At 49.8% G+C, this 26,251-nt stretch carries 28 protein-coding genes, 1 pseudogene and 1 riboswitch; of the genes and pseudogenes, 11 read left to right on the top strand and 18 right to left on the bottom strand.

Features of this window, described 5'->3' with window-relative positions; translation table 11 throughout:
• Positions 1-244: 244 nt before the first annotated feature.
• From BJF97_RS02485 to BJF97_RS02455, 7 genes are all read right to left on the bottom strand, one after another.
• On the bottom strand, positions 245-1,753 hold the full coding sequence (locus BJF97_RS02485) for a MutS-related protein (RefSeq protein ID WP_013095225.1): 1,509 nt from the start codon (positions 1,751-1,753) through the stop codon (positions 245-247).
• A complete protein-coding gene (locus BJF97_RS02480) occupies positions 1,750-3,288 on the bottom strand; it encodes a MutS-related protein (RefSeq protein ID WP_044158959.1) in 1,539 nt (512 codons plus the stop codon). Before BJF97_RS02480 ends, BJF97_RS02485 begins: the two co-directional genes overlap by 4 nt.
• Before the next feature lie 262 nt (positions 3,289-3,550).
• A complete protein-coding gene (locus BJF97_RS02475; RefSeq protein WP_013095222.1) occupies positions 3,551-3,970 on the bottom strand; it encodes a universal stress protein in 420 nt (139 codons plus the stop codon).
• 369 nt (positions 3,971-4,339) lie between these two features.
• Positions 4,340-4,729 (bottom strand): fluoride efflux transporter CrcB, encoded by a 390-nt coding sequence (gene crcB / locus BJF97_RS02470; RefSeq protein ID WP_044158961.1) that lies wholly within the window; start codon positions 4,727-4,729, stop codon positions 4,340-4,342.
• An 81-nt stretch (positions 4,730-4,810) separates the two neighbouring features.
• Complete coding sequence (gene eno / locus BJF97_RS02465; protein ID WP_013095220.1) at positions 4,811-6,100, bottom strand: phosphopyruvate hydratase; 1,290 nt, start codon at positions 6,098-6,100, stop codon at positions 4,811-4,813.
• Between the two features lie 16 nt (positions 6,101-6,116).
• Entirely contained in the window at positions 6,117-6,542 is a 426-nt protein-coding gene (locus BJF97_RS02460; RefSeq protein WP_013095219.1) for a universal stress protein, read from the bottom strand.
• Complete coding sequence (locus BJF97_RS02455) at positions 6,539-7,447, bottom strand: DHHA2 domain-containing protein (protein WP_013095218.1); 909 nt, start codon at positions 7,445-7,447, stop codon at positions 6,539-6,541. Before BJF97_RS02455 ends, BJF97_RS02460 begins: the two co-directional genes overlap by 4 nt.
• 77 nt (positions 7,448-7,524) lie before the next feature.
• Positions 7,525-7,593, bottom strand: a riboswitch (Fluoride riboswitch).
• Positions 7,594-7,894: 301 nt separating this feature from the next.
• Between BJF97_RS02455 and nhaA the strand changes: the two genes are divergently transcribed.
• Positions 7,895-9,052 (top strand): Na+/H+ antiporter NhaA, encoded by a 1,158-nt coding sequence (gene nhaA / locus BJF97_RS02450; RefSeq protein WP_013095215.1) that lies wholly within the window; start codon positions 7,895-7,897, stop codon positions 9,050-9,052.
• Between the two features lie 60 nt (positions 9,053-9,112).
• On the opposite strand, the gene BJF97_RS02445 is transcribed toward nhaA, so the two are convergent.
• The gene (locus BJF97_RS02445; RefSeq protein ID WP_013095214.1) at positions 9,113-10,771 is read right to left on the bottom strand and encodes an FAD-dependent oxidoreductase; all 1,659 of its coding nucleotides are present in this window, start codon (positions 10,769-10,771) and stop codon (positions 9,113-9,115) included.
• 161 nt (positions 10,772-10,932) lie between these two features.
• Between BJF97_RS02445 and BJF97_RS02440 the strand changes: the two genes are divergently transcribed.
• Positions 10,933-11,283 carry an ArsR/SmtB family transcription factor gene (locus BJF97_RS02440; RefSeq protein WP_013095213.1) on the top strand — a complete coding sequence of 117 codons (351 nt, stop codon included), beginning with the start codon at positions 10,933-10,935 and terminating at the stop codon, positions 11,281-11,283.
• Between the two features lie 302 nt (positions 11,284-11,585).
• On the opposite strand, the gene BJF97_RS02435 is transcribed toward BJF97_RS02440, so the two are convergent.
• The 6 genes and pseudogenes from BJF97_RS02435 to BJF97_RS02410 form a co-directional block, all read right to left on the bottom strand.
• Positions 11,586-12,062, bottom strand: coding sequence for a Dps family protein (locus BJF97_RS02435; RefSeq protein ID WP_013095212.1), 477 nt, complete (start codon positions 12,060-12,062; stop codon positions 11,586-11,588).
• Positions 12,063-12,175: 113 nt separating this feature from the next.
• Positions 12,176-12,436 carry a PaaI family thioesterase gene (locus BJF97_RS02430; RefSeq protein ID WP_013095211.1) on the bottom strand — a complete coding sequence of 87 codons (261 nt, stop codon included), beginning with the start codon at positions 12,434-12,436 and terminating at the stop codon, positions 12,176-12,178.
• 340 nt (positions 12,437-12,776) lie between these two features.
• On the bottom strand, positions 12,777-13,238 hold the full coding sequence (locus BJF97_RS02425; protein WP_013095208.1) for a NifB/NifX family molybdenum-iron cluster-binding protein: 462 nt from the start codon (positions 13,236-13,238) through the stop codon (positions 12,777-12,779).
• Positions 13,213-13,533 carry a DUF134 domain-containing protein gene (locus tag BJF97_RS02420; RefSeq protein ID WP_001137910.1) on the bottom strand — a complete coding sequence of 107 codons (321 nt, stop codon included), beginning with the start codon at positions 13,531-13,533 and terminating at the stop codon, positions 13,213-13,215. Before BJF97_RS02420 ends, BJF97_RS02425 begins: the two co-directional genes overlap by 26 nt.
• Before the next feature lie 285 nt (positions 13,534-13,818).
• Complete coding sequence (locus BJF97_RS02415) at positions 13,819-14,046, bottom strand: hypothetical protein (RefSeq protein WP_007372650.1); 228 nt, start codon at positions 14,044-14,046, stop codon at positions 13,819-13,821.
• Between the two features lie 584 nt (positions 14,047-14,630).
• Positions 14,631-15,652, bottom strand: a pseudogene (locus BJF97_RS02410) (IS110 family transposase).
• Positions 15,653-16,162: 510 nt separating this feature from the next.
• Here BJF97_RS02410 and BJF97_RS02405 point away from each other — a divergent pair.
• From BJF97_RS02405 to BJF97_RS02395, 3 genes are all read left to right on the top strand, one after another.
• On the top strand, positions 16,163-17,641 hold the full coding sequence (locus BJF97_RS02405) for a SulP family inorganic anion transporter (protein ID WP_013095207.1): 1,479 nt from the start codon (positions 16,163-16,165) through the stop codon (positions 17,639-17,641).
• Between the two features lie 17 nt (positions 17,642-17,658).
• Positions 17,659-18,486 carry a universal stress protein gene (locus BJF97_RS02400; RefSeq protein WP_007372648.1) on the top strand — a complete coding sequence of 276 codons (828 nt, stop codon included), beginning with the start codon at positions 17,659-17,661 and terminating at the stop codon, positions 18,484-18,486.
• An 81-nt stretch (positions 18,487-18,567) separates the two neighbouring features.
• Complete coding sequence (locus BJF97_RS02395; protein WP_013095206.1) at positions 18,568-18,771, top strand: hypothetical protein; 204 nt, start codon at positions 18,568-18,570, stop codon at positions 18,769-18,771.
• Between the two features lie 110 nt (positions 18,772-18,881).
• Here BJF97_RS02395 and BJF97_RS02390 read toward each other — a convergent pair whose 3' ends face one another.
• The 4 genes from BJF97_RS02390 to BJF97_RS02375 all read right to left on the bottom strand — a co-directional run bounded on the left by BJF97_RS02390 (position 18,882) and on the right by BJF97_RS02375 (position 21,180).
• Positions 18,882-19,112: a thioredoxin family protein gene (locus BJF97_RS02390; protein ID WP_013095205.1), complete on the bottom strand. Its 231-nt coding sequence runs from the start codon at positions 19,110-19,112 to the stop codon at positions 18,882-18,884.
• A 13-nt stretch (positions 19,113-19,125) separates the two neighbouring features.
• Positions 19,126-20,127 (bottom strand): permease, encoded by a 1,002-nt coding sequence (locus BJF97_RS02385; protein WP_013095204.1) that lies wholly within the window; start codon positions 20,125-20,127, stop codon positions 19,126-19,128.
• A 204-nt stretch (positions 20,128-20,331) separates the two neighbouring features.
• On the bottom strand, positions 20,332-20,826 hold the full coding sequence (locus BJF97_RS02380; protein ID WP_198406523.1) for a sigma-70 family RNA polymerase sigma factor: 495 nt from the start codon (positions 20,824-20,826) through the stop codon (positions 20,332-20,334).
• Between the two features lie 171 nt (positions 20,827-20,997).
• On the bottom strand, positions 20,998-21,180 hold the full coding sequence (locus tag BJF97_RS02375; RefSeq protein ID WP_013095200.1) for a hypothetical protein: 183 nt from the start codon (positions 21,178-21,180) through the stop codon (positions 20,998-21,000).
• Between the two features lie 119 nt (positions 21,181-21,299).
• Here BJF97_RS02375 and BJF97_RS02370 point away from each other — a divergent pair, with 119 nt between their 5' ends.
• From BJF97_RS02370 to arsC, 6 genes are read left to right on the top strand one after another with little or no spacing between them, the layout of a single operon-like run.
• Entirely contained in the window at positions 21,300-21,653 is a 354-nt protein-coding gene (locus BJF97_RS02370) for a metalloregulator ArsR/SmtB family transcription factor (RefSeq protein WP_013095199.1), read from the top strand.
• A 56-nt stretch (positions 21,654-21,709) separates the two neighbouring features.
• A complete protein-coding gene (locus BJF97_RS02365; protein ID WP_013095198.1) occupies positions 21,710-22,189 on the top strand; it encodes an arsenate reductase ArsC in 480 nt (159 codons plus the stop codon).
• 22 nt (positions 22,190-22,211) lie between these two features.
• Positions 22,212-22,577 (top strand): arsenite efflux transporter metallochaperone ArsD, encoded by a 366-nt coding sequence (arsD, locus tag BJF97_RS02360; protein WP_044158970.1) that lies wholly within the window; start codon positions 22,212-22,214, stop codon positions 22,575-22,577.
• Positions 22,578-22,600: 23 nt separating this feature from the next.
• Positions 22,601-24,367 (top strand): arsenical pump-driving ATPase, encoded by a 1,767-nt coding sequence (gene arsA / locus BJF97_RS02355; protein WP_013095196.1) that lies wholly within the window; start codon positions 22,601-22,603, stop codon positions 24,365-24,367.
• Positions 24,368-24,407: 40 nt separating this feature from the next.
• Complete coding sequence (locus tag BJF97_RS02350) at positions 24,408-25,697, top strand: arsenical efflux pump membrane protein ArsB (RefSeq protein WP_013095195.1); 1,290 nt, start codon at positions 24,408-24,410, stop codon at positions 25,695-25,697.
• A 57-nt stretch (positions 25,698-25,754) separates the two neighbouring features.
• Positions 25,755-26,183, top strand: a complete 429-nt coding sequence (gene arsC, locus BJF97_RS02345; RefSeq protein WP_007372636.1) for a glutaredoxin-dependent arsenate reductase — start codon at positions 25,755-25,757, stop codon at positions 26,181-26,183.
• Positions 26,184-26,251 lie beyond the last annotated feature (68 nt).

Raw genomic sequence — 26,251 nt, 5'->3', positions numbered from 1 at the left:
CCATATGTTGCCGGACCGTTCCACCGTGCCCCAGTGTGGAGTTTTTATGTTACCACTGGATTGTATGGTGGTATGACAATGCTCTCCACTTTTCCTTCTGAAGACGAGGCATTTAATCAGAACAGCAATTCTTTTATTAATAACACCATTCTATCGATTCACTACTGATGAAAGCGGCTGGCCATTTAATGATGGCAATGCTTTAAAAACACATCCCTGTTCTGTTTTTATCAGGAACAGAGGATCATGCAAGCTCATCAGATGTAAAAACCGCCTGATATAAGTCTTCACCAAAGCTAGTATCCATCGGTGCTCCCTCCTCGATCCTGAACGTCCTTTCACCATCGTCTCGTCTTTCAGCACACAGATATTCGGTATCTGGATGGAATTCCTGATAAAACGCGCAGGCAAACTCTGAACAATGGGTAACAAAAAAAATTTTTACCCTGCTCTCTGCAAGCGCCATCACAATCCCCCTGATAATATCAGCCCCTTCCCGGCTGTTGGTCGCTGAAAACGACTCATTGAACAGGACAAGATCGTCTTGTTCCAGAAGATCAACGATATCGCGCATACGCAGGAGCTCTTCATCCAGTTTTCCACTAACCATAGAGCTATCCTCTTCACACTTATAGTGAGTAAAGATTTGACCGCAAATATCGGTACAGAAATACTCAGCCACGACAAACATTCCACTTTGCATCATTATCTGTGCCAGTCCAATACTACGTAAAAAGGTAGACTTCCCGCCCTGATTTGCACCGGTAATAATGAATGTGTTTTTATTATCAGTCTTTAATGTATTGCCGACGATATTCTTGTCTGATGTAAGCCCCAGACAAACATCATACAACGATTCAAAAACCAGACGACGCTCTCGTTTATATACAGGAACAGGGAAACACTGGGGTAAATTGCGTTTATTTAATTCTTCAGCAAGGTTAATACAGCACACATAAAATCCTAGCTCTGCACGCAGTGATTTGAAAAAATTCCGTAAATGCTCTGTAGACTGCGCCATTGCACTAGCAACCAGTACCAGTCCCTCATCCCGTAAATCGCTAAGTGCTCTGAAGCCATTTTCATCACGAGGGGCTATTTGAACCGAGTAATGTTCAGGTCTCCTTGAGAAAATGCGCCTGAACCAGCACTTATCCGGCGAGTTGGGTTCTCTGAGAATATACTCGTCTCCACGACTTCCCGGACCAAGCTTGGCACTCATTAATACGCCTCTTTTGAAGTCCATCTGTTTAAGATGTTCTTCTATACCCCTCAGATAATCCTCATTCAGTTCCTGGATAATCATCTTCAGGAGGCGAGTCATTCCGGATGACTCAAAAAAATAAATATTTTTTTCAGCAATAGCTCTGACTTTCTTTAAATTTTCAAGGAAAAATCTAGTGAAGGAAATTGACTGATGAAGCATTGCTGAGGGGGAATGACCAAATACAATGTAGTGAAGTTTTTCTTTCTCCATCGTCAGGCACTCAAGAACCGCCTGATAAAATTCCCTGATAATATTTGAGTTATAAAGACAGTCACGCAAAATAGCCTGTCTGTACTCAATACACGGAACGTCAGCAAGCGACTGAGAACAGGCTTTTTTGACCACTGAATATAAAAACTCATCCCCAGCAGAAAGACTCTGGAATAATACATCCAACCCCAGATCTCTCACCTGGATATTGAAATTATCCGGGAAAATATCATCCAAAACAAAATCAGCATCTTTATACATCAGATATACGTTCATCCATTCACCTCCCCTTTTATTTTTTCATATGTCAGACCATACTTCTGAACCAATGTCGCTGACCACGCCACGCCATCCGAAGGTTTTCTGGCAATCCTGTAGGTTCGTGAAGCCCTTTCATCATTTTCCACCGTACTCATCATACTGACGATAGCCCGATCCAGTCTGGTGAGTTCATCGATAAAAGTCACACATACACAAAGTGCATCCAGCATCACTATTTTTTTAATAATTTGGGTTCCAAGGTATAACGCGTCGTGTGAAGTTGTTGAGGTAAAAATCTCATTCATGATAATAAGGCTTTTTGATGTAGCCACATCAAGTATAGATTTGATCCGTACAAGGTCGTCATACAATTTACCCCTAAGATTATGAATATTTTCGCTTTTTTCAAAATGAGTAAAAATATTATCGACCAGAAACAAATTCGCATCCTCTGCGGGAACGTATAGCCCCAGCAAAGCCAGATAGTGCAACTGTCCGATCATTCTGGCAAATGTGGTTTTCCCTCCCTGATTAGGGCCAGAAACAACTAAAATGCGTTCACATTCCCGCAACTGAAAATCATTACATACTACATTCTCTTTTTTCTTCAGAAGTGAATAAGCAAGAGCCAGATCAAATCCGTTGGTGACTGTTATATTTTTATTATTAACATTTATCTCAGGAATACAAAATGATAATCCGGCGTTCTGAAAGTTGCGGAAATATTCGATGCTGGCCAGATAAAACTGGATTTCACGTTCAAAAATGTTCAGTGTATGACTCTGATAATCGCTTCTGGTTTCAATAAATGTATCGAGCTCAGAAAAAACAGACGGAAAAAGTCTGGCAACGCACTCCAGAATTCTGGCTTCAACATTAGTCATGACAGTGTCATGACTCTTAAAATCAAGTTTAACCGTTACATCACGTTGTTTGAATTTTGAGAAAACATTAATAATCTTATCGCTATAGTTTATTTCATCTGCATGGTGTTCCACATTGATTGTGTCACCTTTAATTCTGAGATTATAGCGAATTCCCTCAAGATTATCTTTTATCCGGTTTGCCATTGCGGATAAACTTTTAAAATTCTCACTATCAATGTACCCGGAAAGATAATTTCTAAAATTTGTCATACCGGACGACCCAAGTAACAACGAGCTTAAATGCTCCCGAAGTTTTGTAACCGACTGACAATAAAGTAGTATACACTCAAGTTCCCAGCGTCTTTGCTGATAATGATAGTACCGGTACTCCTTTTCCCCTGAAATCTCTCTAATTTTCTGCATGTCAGATGAGAATTCCTTTATAGCACTATAGAGATTTTCATTTCCAACATCCTGAATTATACCCTGCCGATAGTAGATATCGTCAAGATATTCTAATGGTGAATAAAAAAATGGTTTAATATTATACACTTCCCGACCATGAGTTATCGAAGTGATAACTTTATCAAGGTTTAAATCAGCAAAACATGCAGGTTCATTTTTTCTGAGTGTATGCTGACGGTTTCCGTCGAGTGTGGCATACAATATGCTTATAAATTCCATCTTTTCTCCAGACTGACTTTATTGCCATATTATCTATTGAATATAAAAATCATTTACATTCACATATTAAATTGCATGACATGCTAAAATGGTCACAGTATAAAAATGGAGGCTATCATGGATTATTTAATAACGACGTTAATTCTCCTTTCACTGGGCCTGATTTGTGTTTTTGCTTTCTCGCTATGGTCACTGAACCGAACTTCTCGTAAAAAAAACAAAAGGAAATAGATCTGTTGCGTACCATCCAATGAAAATAGTCTCATTTACGGGTAACTGTTACCGGGCAAGGGGCATGGTCCACCACCTGTCGAGCAACTGAACCCAACAACCACTGAGAAAACTGTTTTTTTCCTCTGTGACCGACCACAATATGATCGATACCATGACCATCGGCATAATGCAGAATCTGTTCTGCCGGATGCCCTGTGGCAATATGTAATCGAGGTTTTTTTTTCATTTCCGGATACTGTTTCCTCAGATTTCTCATCCTCTGATAGAAGTAGGATTGTGTCCGACTCACAAAATCCAGCATCTCAACCTCACCGCCAAACTCAGTTAAGTGACAAACAGCCATAACATACAATTCGCTGTTAAAATGATGAGCAAGTTCAAAGGCGAAATCCATAGCCTCTTTTGCAGACTCCGAACCATCATAGGCAATCAGAATTTTTGTAATCATGATATTACCCTCTCCGGTTTCATCTCTGTTTACGGTGCCTACTGGAAAGCTTTTTCTTTCTTAGGCTTCATCATTTTTTACAACTGACATGGTGGTACAGAGCAAACTTTCCCGACTGGCTGAAGCAGGCCATCAAAACATTTGAATCCTTTGCGAGGCGCTAAACATTTAACCCGTTATCGTTTCTTGTTTCAGCGTTACTGGCGTCCGCCTTTCGCTCTAAAGGGGCATATTTTTATGTTCTACCTGAACGGGTAATCATCGTTAAAGCCGGCAGGAAGCCATTCTCCCTCAGCCCTGTCCGGCAGACCTAGTATTCAGTGCAGAGCAGGTCAAATCTGTAACTTGACCAGAGCTGCATTGTAAGTTTTATGCAAGTAATGTTATCAGGTAAAAACCCGCCGCGGTCATGAGCAGCGACCCTACCACGTGCACCAGTACGGAAGTGAGGGCCCACAAGTAATTTCCCACCTGCAATAATGTGAAGACCTCTACAGAGAATGTTGAAAAGGTGGTAAGCCCACCACACAGACCGGTAACGATCAGCAGTTTCCAGGCAGGATCCAACTGAGGGTTGCGCATAAAATAGGCCATTGCGGCACCGATGATAAAAGCCCCCAGCAGGTTAACCACCAGCGTTCCGGGCGGAAGTGAAGGAAAGAAACTGTTGAGCTTAACCCCAAAAAACCAGCGAATGACACACCCCACAGCCCCGCCAATCATAATTGCTGACAACTGACCCAATGCCCGACTCCCCATCTCAGATGAATATAATTTCGAAACCAGGATGTATGCCGGATTTAACCGGCATACATCCTTCAGATGCCGTTATGATTTCGGTCAACCCCGGCGAACAAATGCCTTGATACCCGCATAACGGGCTTCACTGCCCAGATCCTGCTCAATGCGCATAAGTTGATTGTATTTTTCAATACGTTCACCACGGCAGGGCGCGCCGGTTTTCAGATGCCCCGCCCGCAATGCCACCGTCATGTCGGCGATAAATGTGTCCATAGTTTCACCGCTGCGGTGCGAAATAAAAGCGCCCCATCCGTGTTCATGACACAGTGAAACCGCGTCGAACGTCTCGCTCAGTGTGCCAATCTGGTTGAGTTTGATGAGCGCCGCGCTGGCCAGCTTTTCTTCAATACCCCGGCGGATATACTTCACATTCGTTACGAAAAGGTCATCACCGACCAGTTCGGTACGGCCGCCCAGTTTATTATGCAGGTATTTCCAGCCAGCCCAGTCATCCTCGGCGAGTCCGTCTTCAAGCAGGACAATGGGGAACTGGTTCATCAGTTCACCATAATAATCCGTCATCTCTTCAGAGCTCAGGGCGCTGCTTTCGGTGCGAAGGTGATATTTCCCGTCGCGGTAAAATTCGCTGGATGCCGGGTCCATACAGATACTGATATCTTCCCCCGGCCGGTAACCGGCTTTCTCAATTGCCTGGACAATGAATTCCAGCGGCTCACGGTTCGAGGAGACGGCCGGGGCAAATCCCCCTTCATCACCCACCGCGGCGGAGAGGTTACGGGACAGAAGGATCTGGCGCAGAGCCTGATAGACCTCGCTGCCCTGACGAACGGCCTCTGCCAGCGTTGGCGCACCGTGCGGCGCTATCATGAATTCCTGAAAATCGGCGCCCTGACCACGGGCATGAACGCCACCGTTAATAATATTCATGCACGGAACGGGCAGAAGGCTGGCATTAAGCCCTCCAAGATAGCGGTAAAGCGGCTGACGGGTGACCTGAGCAGCCAGTCTGGCCACCGCCAGAGAAACACCCAGAATGGCATTGGCGCCGAGCCGACTTTTGTTCTCAGTGCCGTCCAGCTCCCGCATCAGATTATCCAGTCGCCGCTGCTCCCGCACATCTGTTCCCCTGACGGTGTCGCAGATTTCTGTATCCACGGCCTTAACGGCATCACGGACCCCTTTCCCGCCAAAACGAGTGGCATCGCCATCACGGCGTTCGGTCGCCTCGCGTGAGCCGGTGCTGGCGCCAGACGGTACCGATGCCCGGGCCATCATTCCGTCAGAAGTAAAAGCGTCCACTTCAACAGTGGGATTACCGCGAGAGTCGAGAATTTCACGGGCAGTAACTTTTTCCAGTATAAAGCTCATATAAATCTCCAGTGGTTCAGTTTGGAATGTGTTTAATCAGAACGTCGACGTTAAGATGGTTAATGTATTCAGCAGAACGGGATGTCAGCGCCCCCATAAAACGATTACGGTGACCTGCAATCACCAGGTCCACACCGGTGTCGGTGATGCATTTCTGTACATCTTCAAAACGCCGCATGGTGACCAGTTCACGTGCGTCAACGTGTTCGGCCACAGAGGACGTCAGTTCACTGAACAGCGCCTTCACCTGAACAACATCTTTTGATACGGCATCGTCCATCAGGCCGTCCGATACGTAGTTCATCTCCCGATAGTCATTGCAGATATGAGCAAGAGTGATTTTCATTTGCAGCAGGCGGGATAGCGTTGCCGCCAGTGCGAGAAGGGTAACGCCATCCTCTTTCCCCTGAACAAGAACAAGTGCATGTGTGTAGATTTTCATGGCTGTCTCCGGCTTTGACTGAGGAAGTGCTCCAGCCAGGGCAGAAGCTGTTTCTTCCGGCTGACCATGCCCGGTACGGAGCATGATGTTATGTTGCCACTCTCCGGCCCGGCGAAATACAGTGTTGAAAAGCATTCCTGGATATCAGTCACCATCAGCACGATAAGTCCGGCTCCGGTTGTCACCGCCATCTGCGCCATCGCATTTTGCAGTTCATCCAGTAGGGGAGCGACCTGTTCAGGTGAGTTGACCTCCAGTTGTGCGATACGCACATCCGTGCCAGCGAGCGAAAAGGCCTTCAGGTCTTTATTCAGAAGCTGCTCTGCTGACTGTCCGCTGATGTCGGTTTTGGCGGTCATGAGCCCATGAGCAAATGCCCTGCGTTTTATCCCCGACAGGACGCAGAGTTCAGTGGCTGTACGGATATCGTCTTCCGTCGTGGTGGGTGAGCACAGATTAATGGTGTCGCTGAGCAGCGCGCCAAGAAGCAGGGTTGCGTGAGTCGGGGGCATCGTGCGGCGCATTTCTGCATCCATCAGCAGCCAGAGTACTGTCGCGCTGCTGCCTGCCGGTTTTATCCAGACCTCCGGCGGCAGTTGCGTGACCAGACCGCCAAGCCGGTGATGGTCGATAATCCCGATGATATTGCTCTGGAGGAGATCAGCAGGCCCCTGTGCCGGTTCGGTAAAATCGACCAGCCATACCGGTTCACCTTTCAGTGGAATATCCAGCAGGGGCGGCAGGGAGAGCCCGGCAGCTTCAAAAATATAGCGTGTCTCAGGATTCGCTTCACCGGGCCGCCAGGCACGGGCAGGACGGTTACACCGGTTGAGCCAGCCCGCCGTCACGGCTGCGGTGCAGACAGCGTCGCTGTCAGGGTTAAGATGACCAAAAACATTAATCAAAGATGTATCCCCGTTAAGGGAAGTACACAGGCCGGAAGGATTTATCGACGGCCTGACATACCTCCTGAAAATCAAGAGTCATATCAGGCGTCATCAGCCCCGGACGGGGCGGTTGGGAAAGGTGGAACGCCATCACCTTTAAAAACATCATAGATCAACGCCTCTGGAAAGTCAGCAGGCCAATGCTTTTTCTTGTGCCCATGGATGCGCATAACTGAAGACGGTAAGGTGTACGGCATTTACCGGAATTTACGCGCATTACAACGGCTCAGGTTAACGCTTGTGATAAAATAGTTTATTATCAATCACTTCAGGTGAATTATGTCATGCAAGCAAGCCTGAGAATGTCATCCGCCAGGTGTCTTCAGGGACAGATCCACGTTTTCCGTATTTCTGTCAGTAAGAAACAGCCAGGTATCAACTTTCTGAAAGGAGGCGACACATTCCATGAGCGCAAATAAAAAAAAGCTTAACGGAGTTGTCAGAGGGTTTATCAGCTCGCCGGCGGCGGGCGGTATTATACTGATCCTCGCGTCTGTAGCAGCCATCGTGGTGGCCAACTCTCCCCTGCTTGAGGGATATGAATCACTGCTGAAATACAAAACTGTCGGGCTTTCCACGGAGCACTGGGTCAACGACGGGCTGATGGCCATCTTTTTTCTCTTTGTCGGTCTCGAGATTAAGCGGGAGCTTCTCGTTGGTCAACTGGCAACATGGAGCCAGCGCGCCCTACCGGGTTTTGCGGCGCTGGGAGGCGTTGCCGTGCCGGCACTGATTTATGCCGGGTTTAATGCCAGCAATGCAGAAACGCTTCGCGGATGGGCCATCCCGGCTGCGACGGACATTGCGTTCGCGCTCGGTGTGCTGACTTTGCTGGGAAGGAGGGTTCCGGCGTCGCTGAAGATTTTTCTCTCTGCCCTGGCCATCCTTGATGACATGGGAGCCGTAGCGATTATTGCAATTTTTTATACCAGTCATATTTCACTCATGATGCTGGGCGGCGCTATGGTAACCGCACTGATGATGTTCATGATGAACAGAGCTGGCCTGAAGCGACTGCTTCCCTACCTCGTTGCAGGCTGCCTGATGTGGTTTTTTATGCTGCAGTCGGGGGTTCATGCTACGGTGGCTGGTATTCTGGTGGCCCTCTTCATCCCGCTGAAAACAGACAGCACTTCCGGTTCACCGCTGGAGCGACTTGAACATGGTCTTGAGCCGTGGGTGGTTTTCCTTATTCTGCCGGTGTTTGGTTTCGCGAATGCAGGCGTATCGCTCACAGGCCTGACCGCAGAGGATCTTCTGTCACCCGTGCCAGTTGGTGTGGCCACGGGACTCTTCCTGGGTAAGCAGGTGGGCGTTTTTGGCCTTTCGCTGCTCGCTGTCGGTCTGGGGCTGGCCCAAAAACCGAAAAACAGCTCGTGGCTGCAGATATACGGCGTCTCTGTTCTGTGTGGAATTGGTTTTACCATGAGCCTTTTCATTGGCAACCTTGCATTTGCGGAAAGCCAGTTACTCATAGATGAAGTGAAAGTCGGCGTACTGGTGGGATCAGTTCTGTCTGCGTTGACTGGGGCGCTTATCATGTTGCTCCCGCGTCAGCGTTGAGATGTAACAAATGCTGAGAATACGGAAAGATGACGTGCCATATAGATGGCACGTCATCTGTTATTTATTCATCGACGCCATAACCGCTTTCCAGGTTATAAAACCACCGCTCAGATTATATGCCCGGAAGCCGTGAGCCTGCAGAATACGGTATGCCACATGCCCGCGCAGGCCACTCTGACACCCGATAAAAATCTCTTTATCTTTAGGTAATTTTTCAAGATTCTCCCGCAGGGAATCCAGAGGGATGGATAGTGCATCAGGATATTCACCAAATTGTTTCAGTTCTGCAGGAGAGCGAATATCAAGGAAACAATAACTGCCCGGTTCCCGTTGTAACACATCGCTGGCATGACAGATGACCGTATCTCCTTTAATTACATTTGCCGCCACCATTCCAGCCTGGTTAACAACGTCCCTTGCACTGTTAAAAGGAGGAGCATAAGTAAGCTCAAGATGCTCGAGATCGTTGACGGTAAGCCCCGCGCGCTGTGCGACAGCCAGGACATCGATGCGTTTATCTACCCCTTTTTTTCCTGACGCCTGGGCTCCGAGAATTTTACCGGTGTCAGGGCTGAACAGCAGTTTCAGACTGATCATCGTTGCTCCCGGGTAGTAACTGGCATGATCAGCGGCATGGACGTAAACCTTCTCGTATCGGGTACCATGGGCTTTCAACTGTTTTTCATTCGCACCGACACTGCCAATACTCAGCGAAAATACCTTACAAATGGATGTACCCTGACTGCCATGGTAAAGGCTGTGACGTTCAAGCATGTTATCAGCAGCAATACGTCCCTGGCGGTTGGCTGGCCCTGCCAGAGGAACATTAGCGGGTTCCTGAAAGACAAGGTCAGGAGTTTCAACAGCATCCCCCACGGCGTAGATGTCAGGGATACTGGTCTGCATACAGGCATTGACACTGATGCCTCCCCGTTTCCCCACTGCGAGCCCGGCTCCTGTGGCAAGGGTATTCTCAGGTTTTACCCCGATGGCGAGAATAACCATGTCGGTTTGCAGAAACTCACCGTCAGAAAGTGCAACGCGGAATCCCGTTTCTGTCCGCAGTACCTCGTTGAGTGCCGTTCTGAGACGCAGATCCACGCCATGACTCCTGATTTCCTGATGCAGGGCCGATGCCATTTCAGGATCAACCGGAGCCATAACCTGTTCCCCCATCTCCAGCAGGGTCACACTGATCCCTCTTTCGCTCAGTGCCTCCATCACTTCGAGCCCGATAAATCCCCCGCCGACAAGCGTGGTGTGAGCGACGTTATGTTGCTCAATCCACGCCTGGATAGCATCCATGTCAGTAAGATTTCGCAGCGTAAAGACCCCCTCTTCCTGTAGCCCGGGCAAAGGGGGGACAACCGGAGCGGCGCCGGTACTGAGGAGCAAACGATCCCACTCTTCGCTATAGACCTCCCCTGAGGTCAGATTCTTAACCGTTACCGTTTTATTCACCGGGTCTACTGAGGTCACTTCATGATATATACGGACGTCTATGTTAAAACGGGATTTAAAATCCTCCGGGGTTTTGAGAATAAGTGACTGCCGTAACGGAATTTTCCCGCCTATATGGTAAGGCAATCCACAGTTGGCGAAGGAGACATTGCTTCCCCGCTCAAGCACAACAATGCTGACATCTTCTGACAATCGACGTGCCCTGGCTGCAGCGGATGCGCCGCCGGCGACACCACCAACAATCACTATTTTCATTAAATCCTCTCCGTTTACTGGGGGCAAAAATTCCTGCCAGATATAATCATTCACCCGGGCCAGCAAGACGCTGCAGACCTGACGAACACGGTGGCAAAATCATAGCGCCATTAGTATACTAAACTATATTATATAAAAATACATAATGTGAGAAATCAGCAATGCGCATGAATGAAGACACAAAACGTCAGACCGATATGAAAAATGCAGCCCTGGGGGCAGCAGATGTCTTACGGGGACTGGCCAACAGCGACCGGCTATTGTTGATGTGTCAGTTAAGCCAGGGGGAAGCGAATGTGACCGAGCTGGAAGCGGCGGTCGGTATCACTCAGCCGACCCTGTCTCAGCAGCTGGGTGTCATGCGCCGCCTGAAGCTGGTCGAGACCCGACGGGCAGGTAAAATGGTATATTACCGTATCGGGGATAACCGTATCATGACGTTGTTAAATACCTTATATGATCTCTACTGCCCGCAGGAAGACACCGGTAAAGAAAGCCATAACAACGAATAATGTGATCCTGCTTTCACCGCAAACCGTTTTATCAGTGGATCATTAACCCTGTTCAGGCTGTGCAGCGCCTTCCCCGTGCCTGGCCGGAGCCTGCGATACTGTAACGGGAAAGCGGCAGTGGTGCGGATATACCCGCCGCTGATGCCTGTCCGGACTGTATTTATCGCTCACGCAACAACTGGTTATATTATTGATTTTTAATGTTTTTTTCAGAAAAAAAGCCACGAGATCAAGGATGATACTGCACTGTCAGCAATGGCCTGTGGCTGATAAACCGTTTTTTCTGCTACCACCGGGTTACATTATTCAAGCAGGCTACGCAACATCCAGGCAGTTTTCTCATGCAACTGGATACGTTGTGTAAGCAGATCTGCTGTGGCTTCATCATTCGCATTATTAACGACCGGGAATAAAGAGCGTGCAGTTTTAACCACGGTCTCCTGGCCCTGGACAAGATTTTCAATCATGTTTTTTGCTGCCGGAATATCCTTGTCTTCATTAACCGCTGTTAAACGTGAAAATTCATGATATGTGCCGGGCGCGAAGCATCCGAGCGAGCGTATACGTTCAGCGATATCATCAACGGCAGTGGCCAGCTCATTGTATTGATTTTCAAACATTAAATGTAAGCTGTTAAACATGGGGCCAGTTACATTCCAGTGATAGTAATGTGTTTTTATATACAGGGTATAGGTGTCAGCAAGAAGCCGGGCCAGGCCGTCTGCAATCTCCACTCGGGATGATTCAGCAATACCAATATCAATGATTTGTTTACTCATAACTACCTCTTACATTGTTTCAGTGGGATATACGATGTGCCATTATTCTTTCCGGTCTGGGCAAAACAGCCTCAAATTTTTATAATAACCAGGTACACCTGTCGTCTGTCACACTAGCGATGTGCCAGAGCAATATCCTGCGACGGGACAATGAATTTCGCCGTGGCACGTGCCACTTTCTGCTGTCCCTTTGTCAGCCATGCTTCGAGCTGGTAAATCCCCCTGCGTTGCCCAAGCAGTCTGGCACATACCATCAGTTTTTCCCCGGTACAAACGGGTGAAATGAATCTGACCGTCAGTTCAGCCGTCAGGGCCTGCACACCCTGCATGAACAAACAATGAGTCATTGCTGCATCCAGCAGGGTACTCGTCATTCCTCCATGTAAAAGACCCGTATAGCCCTGATGCCTGTGATCGGCCGTGTAGTTCGCACATACAGAACCATTCGGGTGTTCTGAAAACATTAAGCTCACCGAATCAGGGTTGTTGTCGCGGGAACCACAGGCCATACAACAGGTATGGGCCTTTCTGGCATTAAGATAACAATTCATCTGTTTCTGTTCAGTGTCCGGTTGTACTGACGGGAGGCATCCGGAATTCAGTCAGATGGGGTTCTCATACCCGGCAGTCATTACTGCCTCCTCCACACATTCCGGCTCCTGGTTTATACACAATACGGGTCGGATAAAAATCACCACCCGTGATGAAATAAACTCAGGAATGGCAACAGCGCCCGTTTCCGTGATGATGCTGATGACCCCGCAGGCACGCATTTTCTGCTGTGTTCCCGTCAGAGTGACAGCATTTTTTCCCCTTCGCCTCATGGTTAAGGGACTGGCGTCCCTGCTCCGGCTTATTCAGTTCAGTCAGTACACGGGTATCCGGATCACATAGTTCAGTGAACAAACGACGGCCACAGTCAGTCTGGTACACCGCGATCTGATGCCCCAGTAATTTACCCAGCATCCGTTCCCCGATGTTACGGACCACAACGCGGCTGACCTGTTGTTGAACCAGAAGGTCAACCAGCTTCCGTTTACCTGAACAATCTGCGCCCAGCGCGGGATTCTCTGTCCGGCTGAGTTCCGCACCGCGCTTATCCACAAAAACAAGGTGACTCGCTTTGGTAAAATGATTCGCTACCCGGTCGTCATTCACTGGAATGGCTGTGATCATCTTGTGTAACTCCTTCCCTTTCAGAGTGCATTATTAAGGCCTTGCCCTGAGTGAGACAGTCCACAACCTTAAAACGGGCTGCTTTCAGGACATTGGCCAGTGTCTGCCTTGAAACCCCCATTGCAACAGCCGCTTCCTGCTGTTGCATGCCCAGTAAATCGACCAGTCGTAACGCTTCAAACTCATCTTCTTTTAAATGAACATGTTCAAGCTGGCTCATCGGTCGCGCATTGGGCTTAAAACAGGTATCCGCAGGGCGGCCACAAATGTTACGGGGAATTCTGGGTCTTGGCATGAAGGCTCCTTATTGGCATATGCCATATATACACTCGTAAAGTGGCATATGCAATATACTCTGCTCACCGGCGGAGGATTTTTTTGCTTTGCCCTTGAGTCTGTAAGTGTGTAGCAGAGCAGGGGAAGATGAAGGGAAGGAACGCGGATACTATCTGTGACTCAATTAAAGTGCTGACATCAGAGTTCAACGCTTGCAGTCTGAGACATCCGGAGTTTTCGGATATCTTAACGAAAATTCATCGTATCCGTAGCTGTAAATCCCCTGATACGATAAAGGTTCAGTTCACAGCAGAGTATTCGCAGCAGTTATAATTTCGTCATGCTTCAGGTCTCTGTCTGATGCTATGAAAATCTCACATTTCTTTCGTCCAACGGAGTGCATGCCGGAAAGCATGATTTTGAGATGAGCTTCTTCCCCGTTCGGGTATACGCGCCTGATGATATTGACTTCCCTCAGGGTTTTTACTAATTCAGCGGGTTGAGAGTTAAAGAAAACAAGTACATTTTTCATGCGATTATCCTGAGAAGACCACGGGAAGGATATCTGTTAAAAATAGATTAGATTCACATCACAGAAAAATAACGTCCTCCTGAAAAATCAGGGGGTAATATTCCGGTTAGCACCACTCGTAGCTCGAAAAGCGTCAAAATGATTTCCCTCTTCACTCGCTGTGTCTCTCTGTCACATTGTAAGTTCTGACAGCATCGCGACAGGTTTAATTAATAGCAAAAGTCCGCGATATCCCCTGTAACTGGCCATCTGAGGGAGATTTTTCAACCCTGCGGGAAAAGGTCGATGTTACAGGGGGCAGTTTAGATATAGAAAATTATTGTACTATAAGGACTTCCCCGGCATGTCAAAGCCGGTATTTATGGTTTCTGTCTGCTCTTCAGTAAAAATAAAGGGGAGAGACTGCGGTACTATAAACGGCCATGATGAATCGTCATCGATTCGGGCCCTGATGAAAGACGCGCGTGAGGTTCTTGTTCGTTAAGCGGATACGTATATCCTGTACAATAGCCAGATAGGCCTCACGGGGTCTAACCCTTTATCATCAACGAATTGCAGGTCAGATGGTTATACAGCTTCGAGCTTTAGTTGACTGAGTACAGCCGGAAATCATCACCGTAATGTAGTGATGCCCAACACAGCCGCGCATTTTTGGCGGCGATGGCCACAACAGCCCGCCAGTACCCTCTGCGCTCAACCAACATACAAACCCAACGGCTGAATGAGTCAGTCCTTTTCCCGGCGCCAATAAGCACTGAACGAGCCCCCTGAACCAGAAGCGTTCGCAGATACGAATCACCGGCTTTTGTGATCCTGCCGAGTTTCGACTTTCCCCCGCTGCTGTATTGTGATGGCGTCAGCCCCAGCCAGGCTGCCAGTTGACGTCCATTTTTAAAATCATGTGCATTACCGATACTGGCGACCAGTGCACAGGCCGTTGTGGGACCAACGCCCTTTAGCTCCATCAGCCGCTGACTGCGATGATCTGTTTTGGCTATGTGGGACAAAATTCGGTCATATTCAGTGATGTTAGCTTCAATGCGATCAACGTGTTCCATCAAATCATCAACACATTGCTGAACCTGAAGCGGTAAAGAGCTCTTCTGCACAGAAACCATGTGGCGCAGGGCATCAGCACTTTGTGGCGCGATGACACCGAATTCAGATATCAATCCTCGCAGACGATTATACGTTGCTGTTTTCTCTTCGATAAAACCCTGACGGGTACGATGTAAACACTGCATGGCCTGCTGGCTTTCGTCTTTCACTGGTACGAACCGCATATGCGGACGACGAACAGCTTCACAGATAGCCTGAGCATCAGCTGCATCATTTTTCCTGATTTTCCGGCCATACGATAAGGCGATACAAACTTAGCAGCCATCAGACGTGGCTCATGACCATACTGCCGAAACAATCTTGCCCAGTAGTGAGCCCCGGAGCATGCTTCCATCCCGATAACACAGGGAGGCAAACTTGCAATTAACTCAGGAAGTGCAGCACGCGATACTTTAGGCTTAACCAGAACAGTTCTACCATTTTGATCAACACCGTGAACAGCAAACACATTTTTAGCAAGATCGATACCGACAGTCGTGATAGTCATAACGAATTCCTCCGGGACGATGTGTACCCCATGATTGCACAAGAGTTAATCAGGCGCATAATCAGGGGAAGTCCCTTCCATTCGGTAAGACCGCTTTTTAATCAGCGTAGGGTATGTTCTGGAAACGTAATCGTTCTGATATCAAGACATGCATGCGGTTACCTTGATCACCGACAGTCATATTCTGGTGCCTGAACTGCCCATACGGAGCCTGTGCATTGATCGTGTTGTATTTTCGTTTATAGTAGAGAGACTCTGCATCCTGCAGAGCATGTGGTCAGCACTAAAGTACATTACGCTGGCTTATTCTGTTCACTAAGGGCTGAGTACCTGCTTTCGAGGATTTACCTGCTGATCATGCGCATTACGCCACCCTGAGTTTTTCCTTCCTCCGCCGTACTGAGCGAGCCTCAGAACGCACGCAATAACATCCCGTCTGCGGATGTGTTTTATCGTATTTGAAACTTATGTCCTCCGGGGCTAACTCCATCTAAAAATTGAGAAATTACTATGTTGCTGTCCTCGACGCGTAGGGACTGGCTGGGTAACGTCCGTGGTGACGTGCTGGCTGGTATTGTTGTCGCGCTCGCACTCATTCCTGAAGCGATCGCCTTTTCCATTATTGCCGGTGTTGATCCTCAGGTGGGACTTTACTCCGCCTTCTGTATCCCGCTGGTTATGGCCTTCTTTGGTGGTCGCCCGGCGATGATATCTTCATCCACGGGGGCAATGGCGCTCCTGATGGTGACCCTGGTGAAAGACCATGGTCTGCAGTACTTACTGGCGGCCTCCATACTGACCGGCGTATTCCAGCTGATAGCTGGCTATCTGAAGCTCGGCGGGCTTATGCGCTTCGTCTCACGCTCCGTGGTGACCGGATTCGTTAATGCACTCGCGATCCTGATTTTCATGGCGCAGCTACCTGAACTCACCAATGTGACCTGGCATGTTTATGCCATGACAGCAGGTGGTCTCGCCATCATCTACCTTTTCCCGTATCTGAATAAAACAATCCCCTCACCCCTTGTCTGTATCGTGGTGCTGACGGCGATTGCCATGTGGTTACATCTGGACGTTCGTACTGTCGGGGATATGGGCAAACTGCCTGACAGTCTGCCGGTCTTCCTGTTGCCAGATATCCCGCTGAATCTCGATACCCTCCTGATTATTCTCCCGTACTCCGCAGGCCTCGCCGTTGTAGGGTTACTGGAATCAATGATGACGGCCACTATTGTGGACGATATGACGGATACACCCAGTGACAAAAACAGGGAATGCAAGGCTCAGGGCATCGCCAATATCTGCACACCCTTTATCGGGGGAATGGCGGGCTGTGCAATGATTGGACAATCCGTTATTAACGTAAAATCTGGCGGGCGGGGCCGCCTTTCCACCCTTACTGCCGGTGTGGTCCTGCTGTGCATGGTGGTATTCCTCAGGGACCTGGTCTCCCAAATCCCTATGGCCGCACTGGTCGCCGTGATGATCATGGTTTCGATTGGTACCTTTTCATGGCGTTCAGTTGCAGATCTTAAAAGCCATCCAATTTCTACCAGCGTGGTGATGCTGGCAACGGTCGTGGTGGTGGTGGCCACTCATAATCTGGCATTCGGGGTACTGACTGGTGTCCTGATCGCTTCCCTGAATTTTGCCACTAAAGTGGCGCGTTTTCTGGTTGTCTCTTCAGAACTGAAGAAGGATACCCGGTTCTATAAGGTCACCGGACAGGTGTTTTTTGCCTCCGCCGACCGCTTTATGGCGTATTTTGATTTTCGCGAAGCGGTAGAGAAAGTTGTCATTGATGTTGCGCAAGCCCATTTCTGGGATATCACGTCTGTCAGCGCACTGGATAAGGTGGTGATTAAATTCCGCAGAGAAGGAACTGAAGTTGAGATCCGCGGGATGAACGAAGCAACCCGTACTATCGTTGATCGCTTTGGTGTTCACGATAAACCCGAAGAAGTCGAAAAACTGATGGGAGGTCATTAATGTCAGGAATTAATGATATGAACAACACCATTATTGCCTGCGTGGATGGATCGTCATCTACACGCGCTGTGTGTGAATATGCGGCCTGGGTTGCAGGAAAGCTTGACGTTCCTCTTGCCCTGCTGCATGTGCTGGAAAAAAACGAACAACCGGCTGTTTCGGACCTGACAGGGGCTATCGGTATTGACAGCCGGGAGCAACTGACGCAGGAGCTTGTCCGGATAGAAGGGGAGCGCAACCGCCTGTTGATGACTCAGGGACGCGCCATTCTTGCCGGATGCGCGGAACTGCTCAGCCAGATCGGTATCCCGGATGTTCAGCAACTTCAGAAACATGGAGCACTGGATATCATCCTGGCTGATCTGAAGGATATTCGCCTGATGATACTCGGGCGCCGGGGGACACAGAACCCGGTTGGCAGTAATCTGGAGAGTATTATCCGCCTGCAGAAAAAGCCGGTATTGATTGTACCGGAAACTTTTACTCCCCCTTCAAAAGCCATGTTTGCGTTTGATGGCAGCGAGGAAAGCCGGAGAAACCTGCGTCGTCTTACGCTCAGTCCCCTGCTGTTAGGAATGGAGTGCCATGTCGTTATGGTTAACGGAGATGCTCATACTCTCGAAGAGGCGCGGCGTAGTCTGCAGACCTCAGGTATCAGTGCGATATCCCGGTTAGCTGAAGGGCGTTCGGTACCGGAGGCGCTCTGCCGTTACGCCTCAGACAACAATGTGGATCTGATTGTCATGGGTGCATATGGCCACTCTTCCCTGCGACGTTTTTTCATCGGCAGTAACACCACTGCGATGATCGAACAGACCCGTGTCCCCCTGTTAATGCTCAGATAAGCCGACACCCGGAGGAAACTCCGGGAACGCTTAATTCCAGATGGTTATTAGAACCCTGAATCGGGAAGGAAAGGCGACAATATGCAGAAAGCCCTTATGACTGCTGAACTTCTGGCGCTTGCCCGGCTTAGCATCATGGCATTTAAGAAGCCCTTAAAATATATGGATGACACTGACGCTGAAGTCATCGCTCGTTTTAAAAAAACGTTTACTCCTGAGCTTATTGAGCAGATGTGCCTCCGGATCCTAGGGCTTGAAGCGGAGCGTCAGAGTTTGAACGAATAATCAGAGTTTGAATTTTATCTGCTGCGTTAGAGCGACCCGGAGGTGAAGACATAAGCTCCGGGCCTGATCTTTACATCTCTCTCTGATCTGCAGGGTTCACATCCTGCAGATCAGAGCCAGCTTTCGATAATGTCTTTTGACGGTATTCCTCCGGCGTGTACAACGATGTCATTAATGACGACTGCCGGTGTCGACATCACTTTGTATTTCATTATTTCAGGTAGTGACTCCACTTTTTCAAGCTGAATAGCGACGCCTCGCTCATCAGCTACTTGCTGGATAAGCCGGATGGTTGTTTTACAACTGGAACAACCTGTACCCAGTACTTTTACATGCTTCATTTTATAATCCTCCTCAGGAAACCAGCGGGAATACGACGTTAAAAACCCAGCCAACCAGTGTGAATGAGGTCAACAACAGCAACAGCAGGATGCAGAGTAATTGCCACTTCATCACTTGTTTGAGCAGAACGAACTCAGGGAAGCTGACTGCGACAGTGCTCATGCAAAAAGCCAGTGCTGTACCCACTGGCAGGCCGTTAGTAATCAGGCTTTCCATCACGGGGATCACACCGGTCGCATTGGAATAGAGTGGTATGCCAACCAGTACGGCTACCGGAACGCTCCACCACTGACCGGCACCAAGATGCGATGCGATCCATCCGTCCGGCACAAATCCATGCAGTGCAGCGCCAAGTCCTACACCGAGAATGACCCAGAGCCAGACACGTTTAAAAATGGTGAGCGTTTCATCTTTAGCAAAGGCATGTCGCTTTGAGAGAGACATATGCGGTGTCCCGGTAGATTGTCGGATCACAGCAGTTTGATGTTGCTGCCCGTCTCTGAGGGCGTCAGCGGCAAAGTCGGCTAACCAGCGTTCGGCCTTAATCCGATCAAGAAAAGCACCGCCAGCTATACCAACAGCCATTCCGACAACAATATAAATGAGCGTGAACCTCCATCCGAGCAGGCTGACCAGAAGCAGGACGGCGACTTCATTGATAAGTGGGGAGGTGATGAGAAAGGCCATGGTAATTCCGAGGGGAATACCAGCCGAAGTAAATCCCAGAAATACCGGGATACTTGAGCAGGAGCAGAACGGGGTAATGGCACCGAAGCAGGATCCCAGTAAATACCCCACCCCCCGATGTTTACCTGCAAGATAATCTCTTACCCTCCCGACATCCAGCGATGCCCGTAACATGGCTACGAAGTAGATCAAGACCAGCAACAGAACGAAAATCTTGCTCACGTCTTCGACAAAAAAATGGAGCGCATCCCCCAGTTTGGTGGCAGGACTCAGATTAAGTCGTTGATAGACCAGCCAGGTGGCAAAATCTGTGAAAATCTGGAACATAACGAACAGGCCTCACGATGGTTGTTACTTTGGAAGACGCTGTTTAACAGAAAAGGATGCCGGTTTTCTCGATTTAATTTCCCTTGCTGAGAAATGTTAACCTGAGCAGGATTTCGCTACATTCTCTATTCTGATAACGTAACCACCTGTGCAATATACATATGCAGTGCAACAGAAATAGTTTCTTTCTGAGTCCGGAAGTCTTCATCGGGGAGTAAAACAACATACCCGACCATACTCATCCAGTCTGACCTGACAATCACTGGAGAGTTTCTTATGCAATCTCTCTCTCGCCCGTAATAATCTCGATTTGGTTGCAGCAAGCGTGAGACCGCTTCGGTCTGCAAAATCGGCCTGTTTCATCCCTTCCAGATCGCAAAGAGTAAGGATAGTTCGATCATCCTCTGTCATTTTATCCAGTATACGGGGCAGACATTCAGCGAGTGAATCGACAGTTTCAGGGGCATTATCCTGTATGCATACACCATCGTGGAGAGGCTGATATGGGCGCTGCCGCCGGCTTTTATCAATAACCAGATGCCGGGCAACCTCAAACAGCCAGGCTCTTGTATTTACAATGGAACAGAATTTTCTCTGTTGACGTATTGCCCGGAGGAAGGTTTCCTGTATCAGATCATCAGTATCAGCCTGATTACCCGTTTGTCTGAGTAACCAGCAATAAAGTTCGTGTTCATGCATCTTCCATGCCTTCATCAGGCAAGGTAGTGAGCCTGTCGGTTGCACCATTAAAGCGTTCTCTTGATATGTCCGTAATTGCCGGAGAGATGCTGTCGGATTCGCCTGAGGGCCTCACGGCAGACTGAGGTCAATTCAGGGGGCCCGACGATGTGACGGGCTGACAGCATCCGGTCAGTTATTTCTTTTTCGCCGCTCTTGCCCTGCTGCAGGGAGTGTGGCCTTCCGCTCAGTCTGTTCCGGCAGACGGTCACGCGCAATACCATCCATTTCCGCACATACGATCCCGGATAACGCGTCAAAAACGCGTTCCGGGATCAGCCTGAATAGCCAGCCAGTGACTTTTTCGATACGCATTGTGACCTCCCTTGCTCAGTCTTATTGATTATAGTCATTCATATTCATTAAATCGAATATGTTATTGACATCAATACAGCGAAGACTAAGATGAAGTCTAATAAAACCCCGGAGTATTTATGGCCCCGATTACTGCGCTTCAGCTTTTCAAGAATCTCTCGGATGAAACTCGCCTGAAAATCGTTCTGTTACTCAGGGCGTCAGGAGAACTCTGTGTTTGTGAGCTTTGCGGAACGCTTGAGGAATCTCAGCCCAAAATATCCCGCCATCTCTCCATGCTACGGGAAAGTGGACTGCTTATTGACCGCCGCGAAGGCAAATGGATCCACTACCGGCTTTCAGCGCATATGCCCGCCTGGGCGGCAGCTGTCATTGAACAGGCTTATCTCAGTCAGAAAGAGGATATTTCGCTTCTGGCCGGGCGGATTGCCCGCAACAGCGCCACAACCGGCGGCAGAGCGGTTTGTCTTTAACAAATTAAAAAATTTATCCATACATATATGTTTTAACGAATTTATATGGTGATGTTATGAATATTCTTTTTCTGTGTACCGGTAATTCCTGTCGTTCCATTCTGGCCGAAGCGACGTTTAATGCGCTTTCACCGGAAGCGCACCACGCCTTCAGCGCAGGCAGTCAGCCTAAAGGTGAAGTCCATCCCCGCGCTCTTGCTCTTCTCAGGAAAGAAGGGATACCCACGGATGGGTATTACAGCAAATCGTGGAACAACCTCCCTGTGACCCCGGATGTGGTGATCACGGTGTGCGGGAATGCGGCGGGTGAAACCTGTCCTGCGTATCTGGCTCCGGCGGTGAGGGCACACTGGGGAGTCGAGGATCCTGATAAGACTACAGGAAGTGATGAGGAGATCGATGCCGCTTTCGAACAGGCCTGGCATATTCTTCGTCGCCGGATTGAAGCCTTTCTGTTGCTTGCGCCATCAGTCCTGTCGGGCCCTGAGGAGCGTCTTCAGGCTGAACTGAACCGGATCGGTGAAACCATTTTTTAACGGAAACCTGAAGGAATAGAGAATGAAAACACTGTCAGTGTATGACCCGGCACTTTGCTGCAGTTCGGGTGTGTGCGGGACGGAAGTGGACCAGGCTCTGGTGTCATTTTCCGCAGACGTCACGTGGCTGAAACAGCAGGGTGTGTCGGTGGAACGTTTTAACCTGTCGCAGCAACCTCTGGCATTTGCTGAGAATCCGTCAGTTAAAGCCTTTCTTGAGCGCTCCGGTGCTGAAAGCCTGCCGTTAATTTTGCTGGATGGCGAGTTTGTCCTGTCTGGTCGCTATCCGACACGGCAGGATCTGGCTCGCTGGTTTGGGCTTAATCAGGAGAAAACAGGCATGGCACCGGGGAAAAGCTGCTGTGGCGGCAACACGTCATGTTGCTGAACCCAACCGGACAGGAGCTTATGATGAATTATCTCAACACTATCCCGAAGTTTCTCTTTTTTACGGGGAAAGGAGGCGTCGGAAAAACCTCGCTTTCCTGCGCAACCGCTATTCGTCTGGCTGATGAGGGCAAACGCATCCTGCTGGTCAGTACCGATCCCGCGTCCAATGTGGGCCAGGTCTTCGGGCAGCAGATTGGTAACACCCTGACGGTCATCTCTGACGTACCCGGACTCACTGCGCTGGAAATCGATCCGCAGGCGGCGGCGCAACAGTATCGTGCCCGCATCGTTGATCCGGTTAAAGGGATTTTGCCCGAAGATGTCGTCCGCAGCATTGAAGAACAGTTGTCCGGTGCCTGCACAACAGAAATTGCCGCCTTTGATGAGTTCACCGGGCTGCTGACCGACGACGCGTTACTGAATGATTTTGACCATGTGATTTTTGATACCGCCCCTACAGGGCATACCATTCGTCTGCTACAGCTGCCAGGTGCCTGGAGCAGTTTTATCGAGACGAATCCTGACGGTGCATCCTGCCTTGGGCCGCTGGCCGGACTGGAAAAACAGCGGGAACGTTACTCGCATGCATTATCGGTGCTGGCAGACGGGGAAAAGACACGGTTAATCCTGGTCGCCCGCGCTCAGCAGTCAACGCTGGCTGAAGTTGCCCGCACGCATGATGAACTGTTGCATGTCGGTCTCAAGCACCAGTACCTGGTCATAAACGGGATCATGCCTGCCGGAGAAGCCTCAGAGGACAGTCTTGCCAGCGCACTGTATCAGCGTGAACAACGTATTCTTTCTCACATGCCGCAGGTGCTTGCATCGCTTCCGACGGACAGGTTAAGCCTTCAGCAGGAAAACCTGGTTGGCGTGACGGCGCTTCGCCGTTTGCTGACGGGAGAAAATAAGCCATGCTCACTGCCCGCAGCGAAACCCGTGTCAGAGCCTCTCTCCGTACCGTCCCTGGAAATGCTGATTGATGATATTGCCCGTGGCGGACATGGTCTGGTGATGCTGATGGGCAAAGGCGGCGTGGGAAAAACAACGCTGGCCGCCGCTGTGGCCGTGGCCCTCGCTGATAAAGGGTTTGATGTCCATCTCACCACATCGGATCCCGCAGCACACCTTGAAAGCACGCTTAACGGACAACTGCCTCATCTCCAGGTCAGTCGTATCGATCCGCATGCCGAGACTGCGCGTTACCGGGAACATGTTCTTGCCACCAAAGGAAAGGAGCTGGACCCACAGGGACGGGCGTTACTGGAAGAAGATTTACGTTCCCCCTGCACGGAGGAAATCGCGGTATTCCAGGCATTTTCCCGTGTGATCAGGGAGGCCGGGAAACGTTTTGTGGTCATGGATACCGCCCCGACAGGCCACACCCTGTTACTGCTGGATGCCACGGGAGCCTACCATCGTGAAGTGGTAAAACGAATGGGCGAAAAAGGGCATTATCTGACGCCAATGATGCAGTTGCAGGATCCTGAGCGAACCAAAATCATGCTCGTAACCCTGCCTGAAACCACTCCTGTTCTCGAAGCTGCCGGTTTACAGGAGGATTTACGTCGGGCCGGTATTGAACCCTGGGCATGGCTCATCAATAACAGTCTGGTCGCAACAGAAACAACGTCACCGCTGTTATTAACAAGGGCTGCACACGAAGCTGCTCAGATCAATAAGGTCAGGACGGAGCTGGCCTCACGCATGGCGCTGATCCCTCTGCAGCAGGAAGAGCCGACAGGTATTGAACAACTCAAACGTCTTACCCGTCAGGCAGGAAAATAATAAATACGGGCAGGAAGAGTCCTGCCCGACAGGAGGCTTTATGTGGCTGGCTGCAGCTATTTTTATTCTGACCATTGTACTGGTCATCTGGCAACCCCGGGGGCTGGGAATAGGCTGGAGCGCGATGCTCGGGGCCTTACTCGCACTGATTACTGGTGTGGTTCACCCCGGTGATATTCCGGCCGTCTGGCATATTGTCTGGAATGCGACGGCTGCGTTCATTGCGGTCATTATTATCAGTCTGTTACTCGACGAATCAGGTTTCTTTGAATGGGCAGCTCTGCACGTCGCACGCTGGGGTAACGGCCGCGGACGATGGCTGTTTTCCTGGATTGTTTTACTGGGTGCTGCGGTAGCGGCGCTGTTTGCCAACGACGGTGCGGCGCTCATCCTGACACCTATCGTTATCGCCATGTTGCTCGCACTGGGATTCAGTAAAGGCACCACGCTGGCGTTCGTTATGGCGGCAGGATTTATCGCAGACTCCGCCAGCCTGCCACTCATCGTTTCGAACCTGGTGAACATCGTCTCGGCGGATTTCTTTAAGCTCGGGTTCAATGAATATGCGTCCGTTATGGTGCCGGTTGATATCGCGGCCATTATTGCCACACTGGTGATGCTGCATCTGTATTTCCGGAAGGATATTCCCGCGACCTATGAAATTTCGCGCCTTAAAGCGCCGGAAGAGGCTATCCGCGATCGGAATACCTTCCGGACAGGCTGGGGGATTCTGGCTCTTTTACTGCTCGGATTCTTTGGGCTTGAACCCCTGGGGATCCCCGTCAGTGCAGTTGCCGCCGTCGGCGCACTCATCCTGTTTCTGGTCGCCAAAAAAGGACATGCGATTAATACCGGAAAGGTGCTTCGCGGAGCCCCCTGGCAGATTGTGATTTTCTCCCTGGGCATGTATCTGGTGGTCTACGGACTGCGTAATGCCGGACTGACTGACTACCTGTCTGCTGTGCTTAATCAGTTCGCCAGCCAGGGCCTGTGGGCGGCCACGCTGGGCACGGGCTTCCTGACCGCCTTCCTCTCCTCGATCATGAATAACATGCCAACCGTCCTGGTAGGAGCACTGTCTATCGATGGCAGTACCGCGACCGGAGTGATTAAAGAGGCCATGATTTACGCCAATGTCATTGGCAGCGACCTGGGGCCCAAAATCACCCCTATCGGCAGTCTGGCCACCCTGCTGTGGTTACATGTGCTGGCGCAGAAAGATATCCGGATCACCTGGGGATATTACTTCCGGGTCGGCATCGTAATGACCCTGCCCGTGCTGTTTGTGACGCTGGTTGCTCTGGCATTACGTTTATCCGTTTCGTTCTGATTAACCCGGCACTGGTCGTCACTGACCTGCGCCCGTCAAACCCTAAGAGAGTGATTTATGAGCGCAATTACGATTTATCATAACCCGGCCTGCGGGACGTCCCGCAATACCCTCGAATTGATCCGCAACAGTGGTGTGGAACCCACGGTCATTTTATACCTTGAGACGCCGCCGGCCCGCGCTGAGCTGGTCACACTTATCGCTGATATGGGGATCTGCGTGCGTGACCTGCTGCGTAAAAATGTGGAGCCTTATGAGCAACTGGGCCTGGCAGAGGACAAATGGAGTGACGATGAGCTGATTGATTTTATGCTGCAGCATCCCATCCTGATCAATCGTCCTGTTGTGGTCACCCCTCTGGGTACCCGGCTGTGCCGTCCGTCTGAGGTGGTGCTGGATATTCTGCCGGATGCACAAAAGGGAGCGTTCAGCAAAGAGGACGGCGAACAGGTGATTGATGCCCAGGGGCAGCGTGTCGTGAAGTAATCCCAGTGGTCGGGCTGTCAGCACCTGAGCAGCCCGATCATACCTTTCCGGCCTGACAGAAGGTAAGC

It is taken from the genome of Klebsiella sp. LTGPAF-6F, assembly GCF_001753185.1.
Classification (GTDB): domain Bacteria; phylum Pseudomonadota; class Gammaproteobacteria; order Enterobacterales; family Enterobacteriaceae; genus Klebsiella; species Klebsiella michiganensis.
Note: the sequence above shows the minus strand (reverse complement) of the source record. Positions and strands in the feature narration are given on the sequence as shown.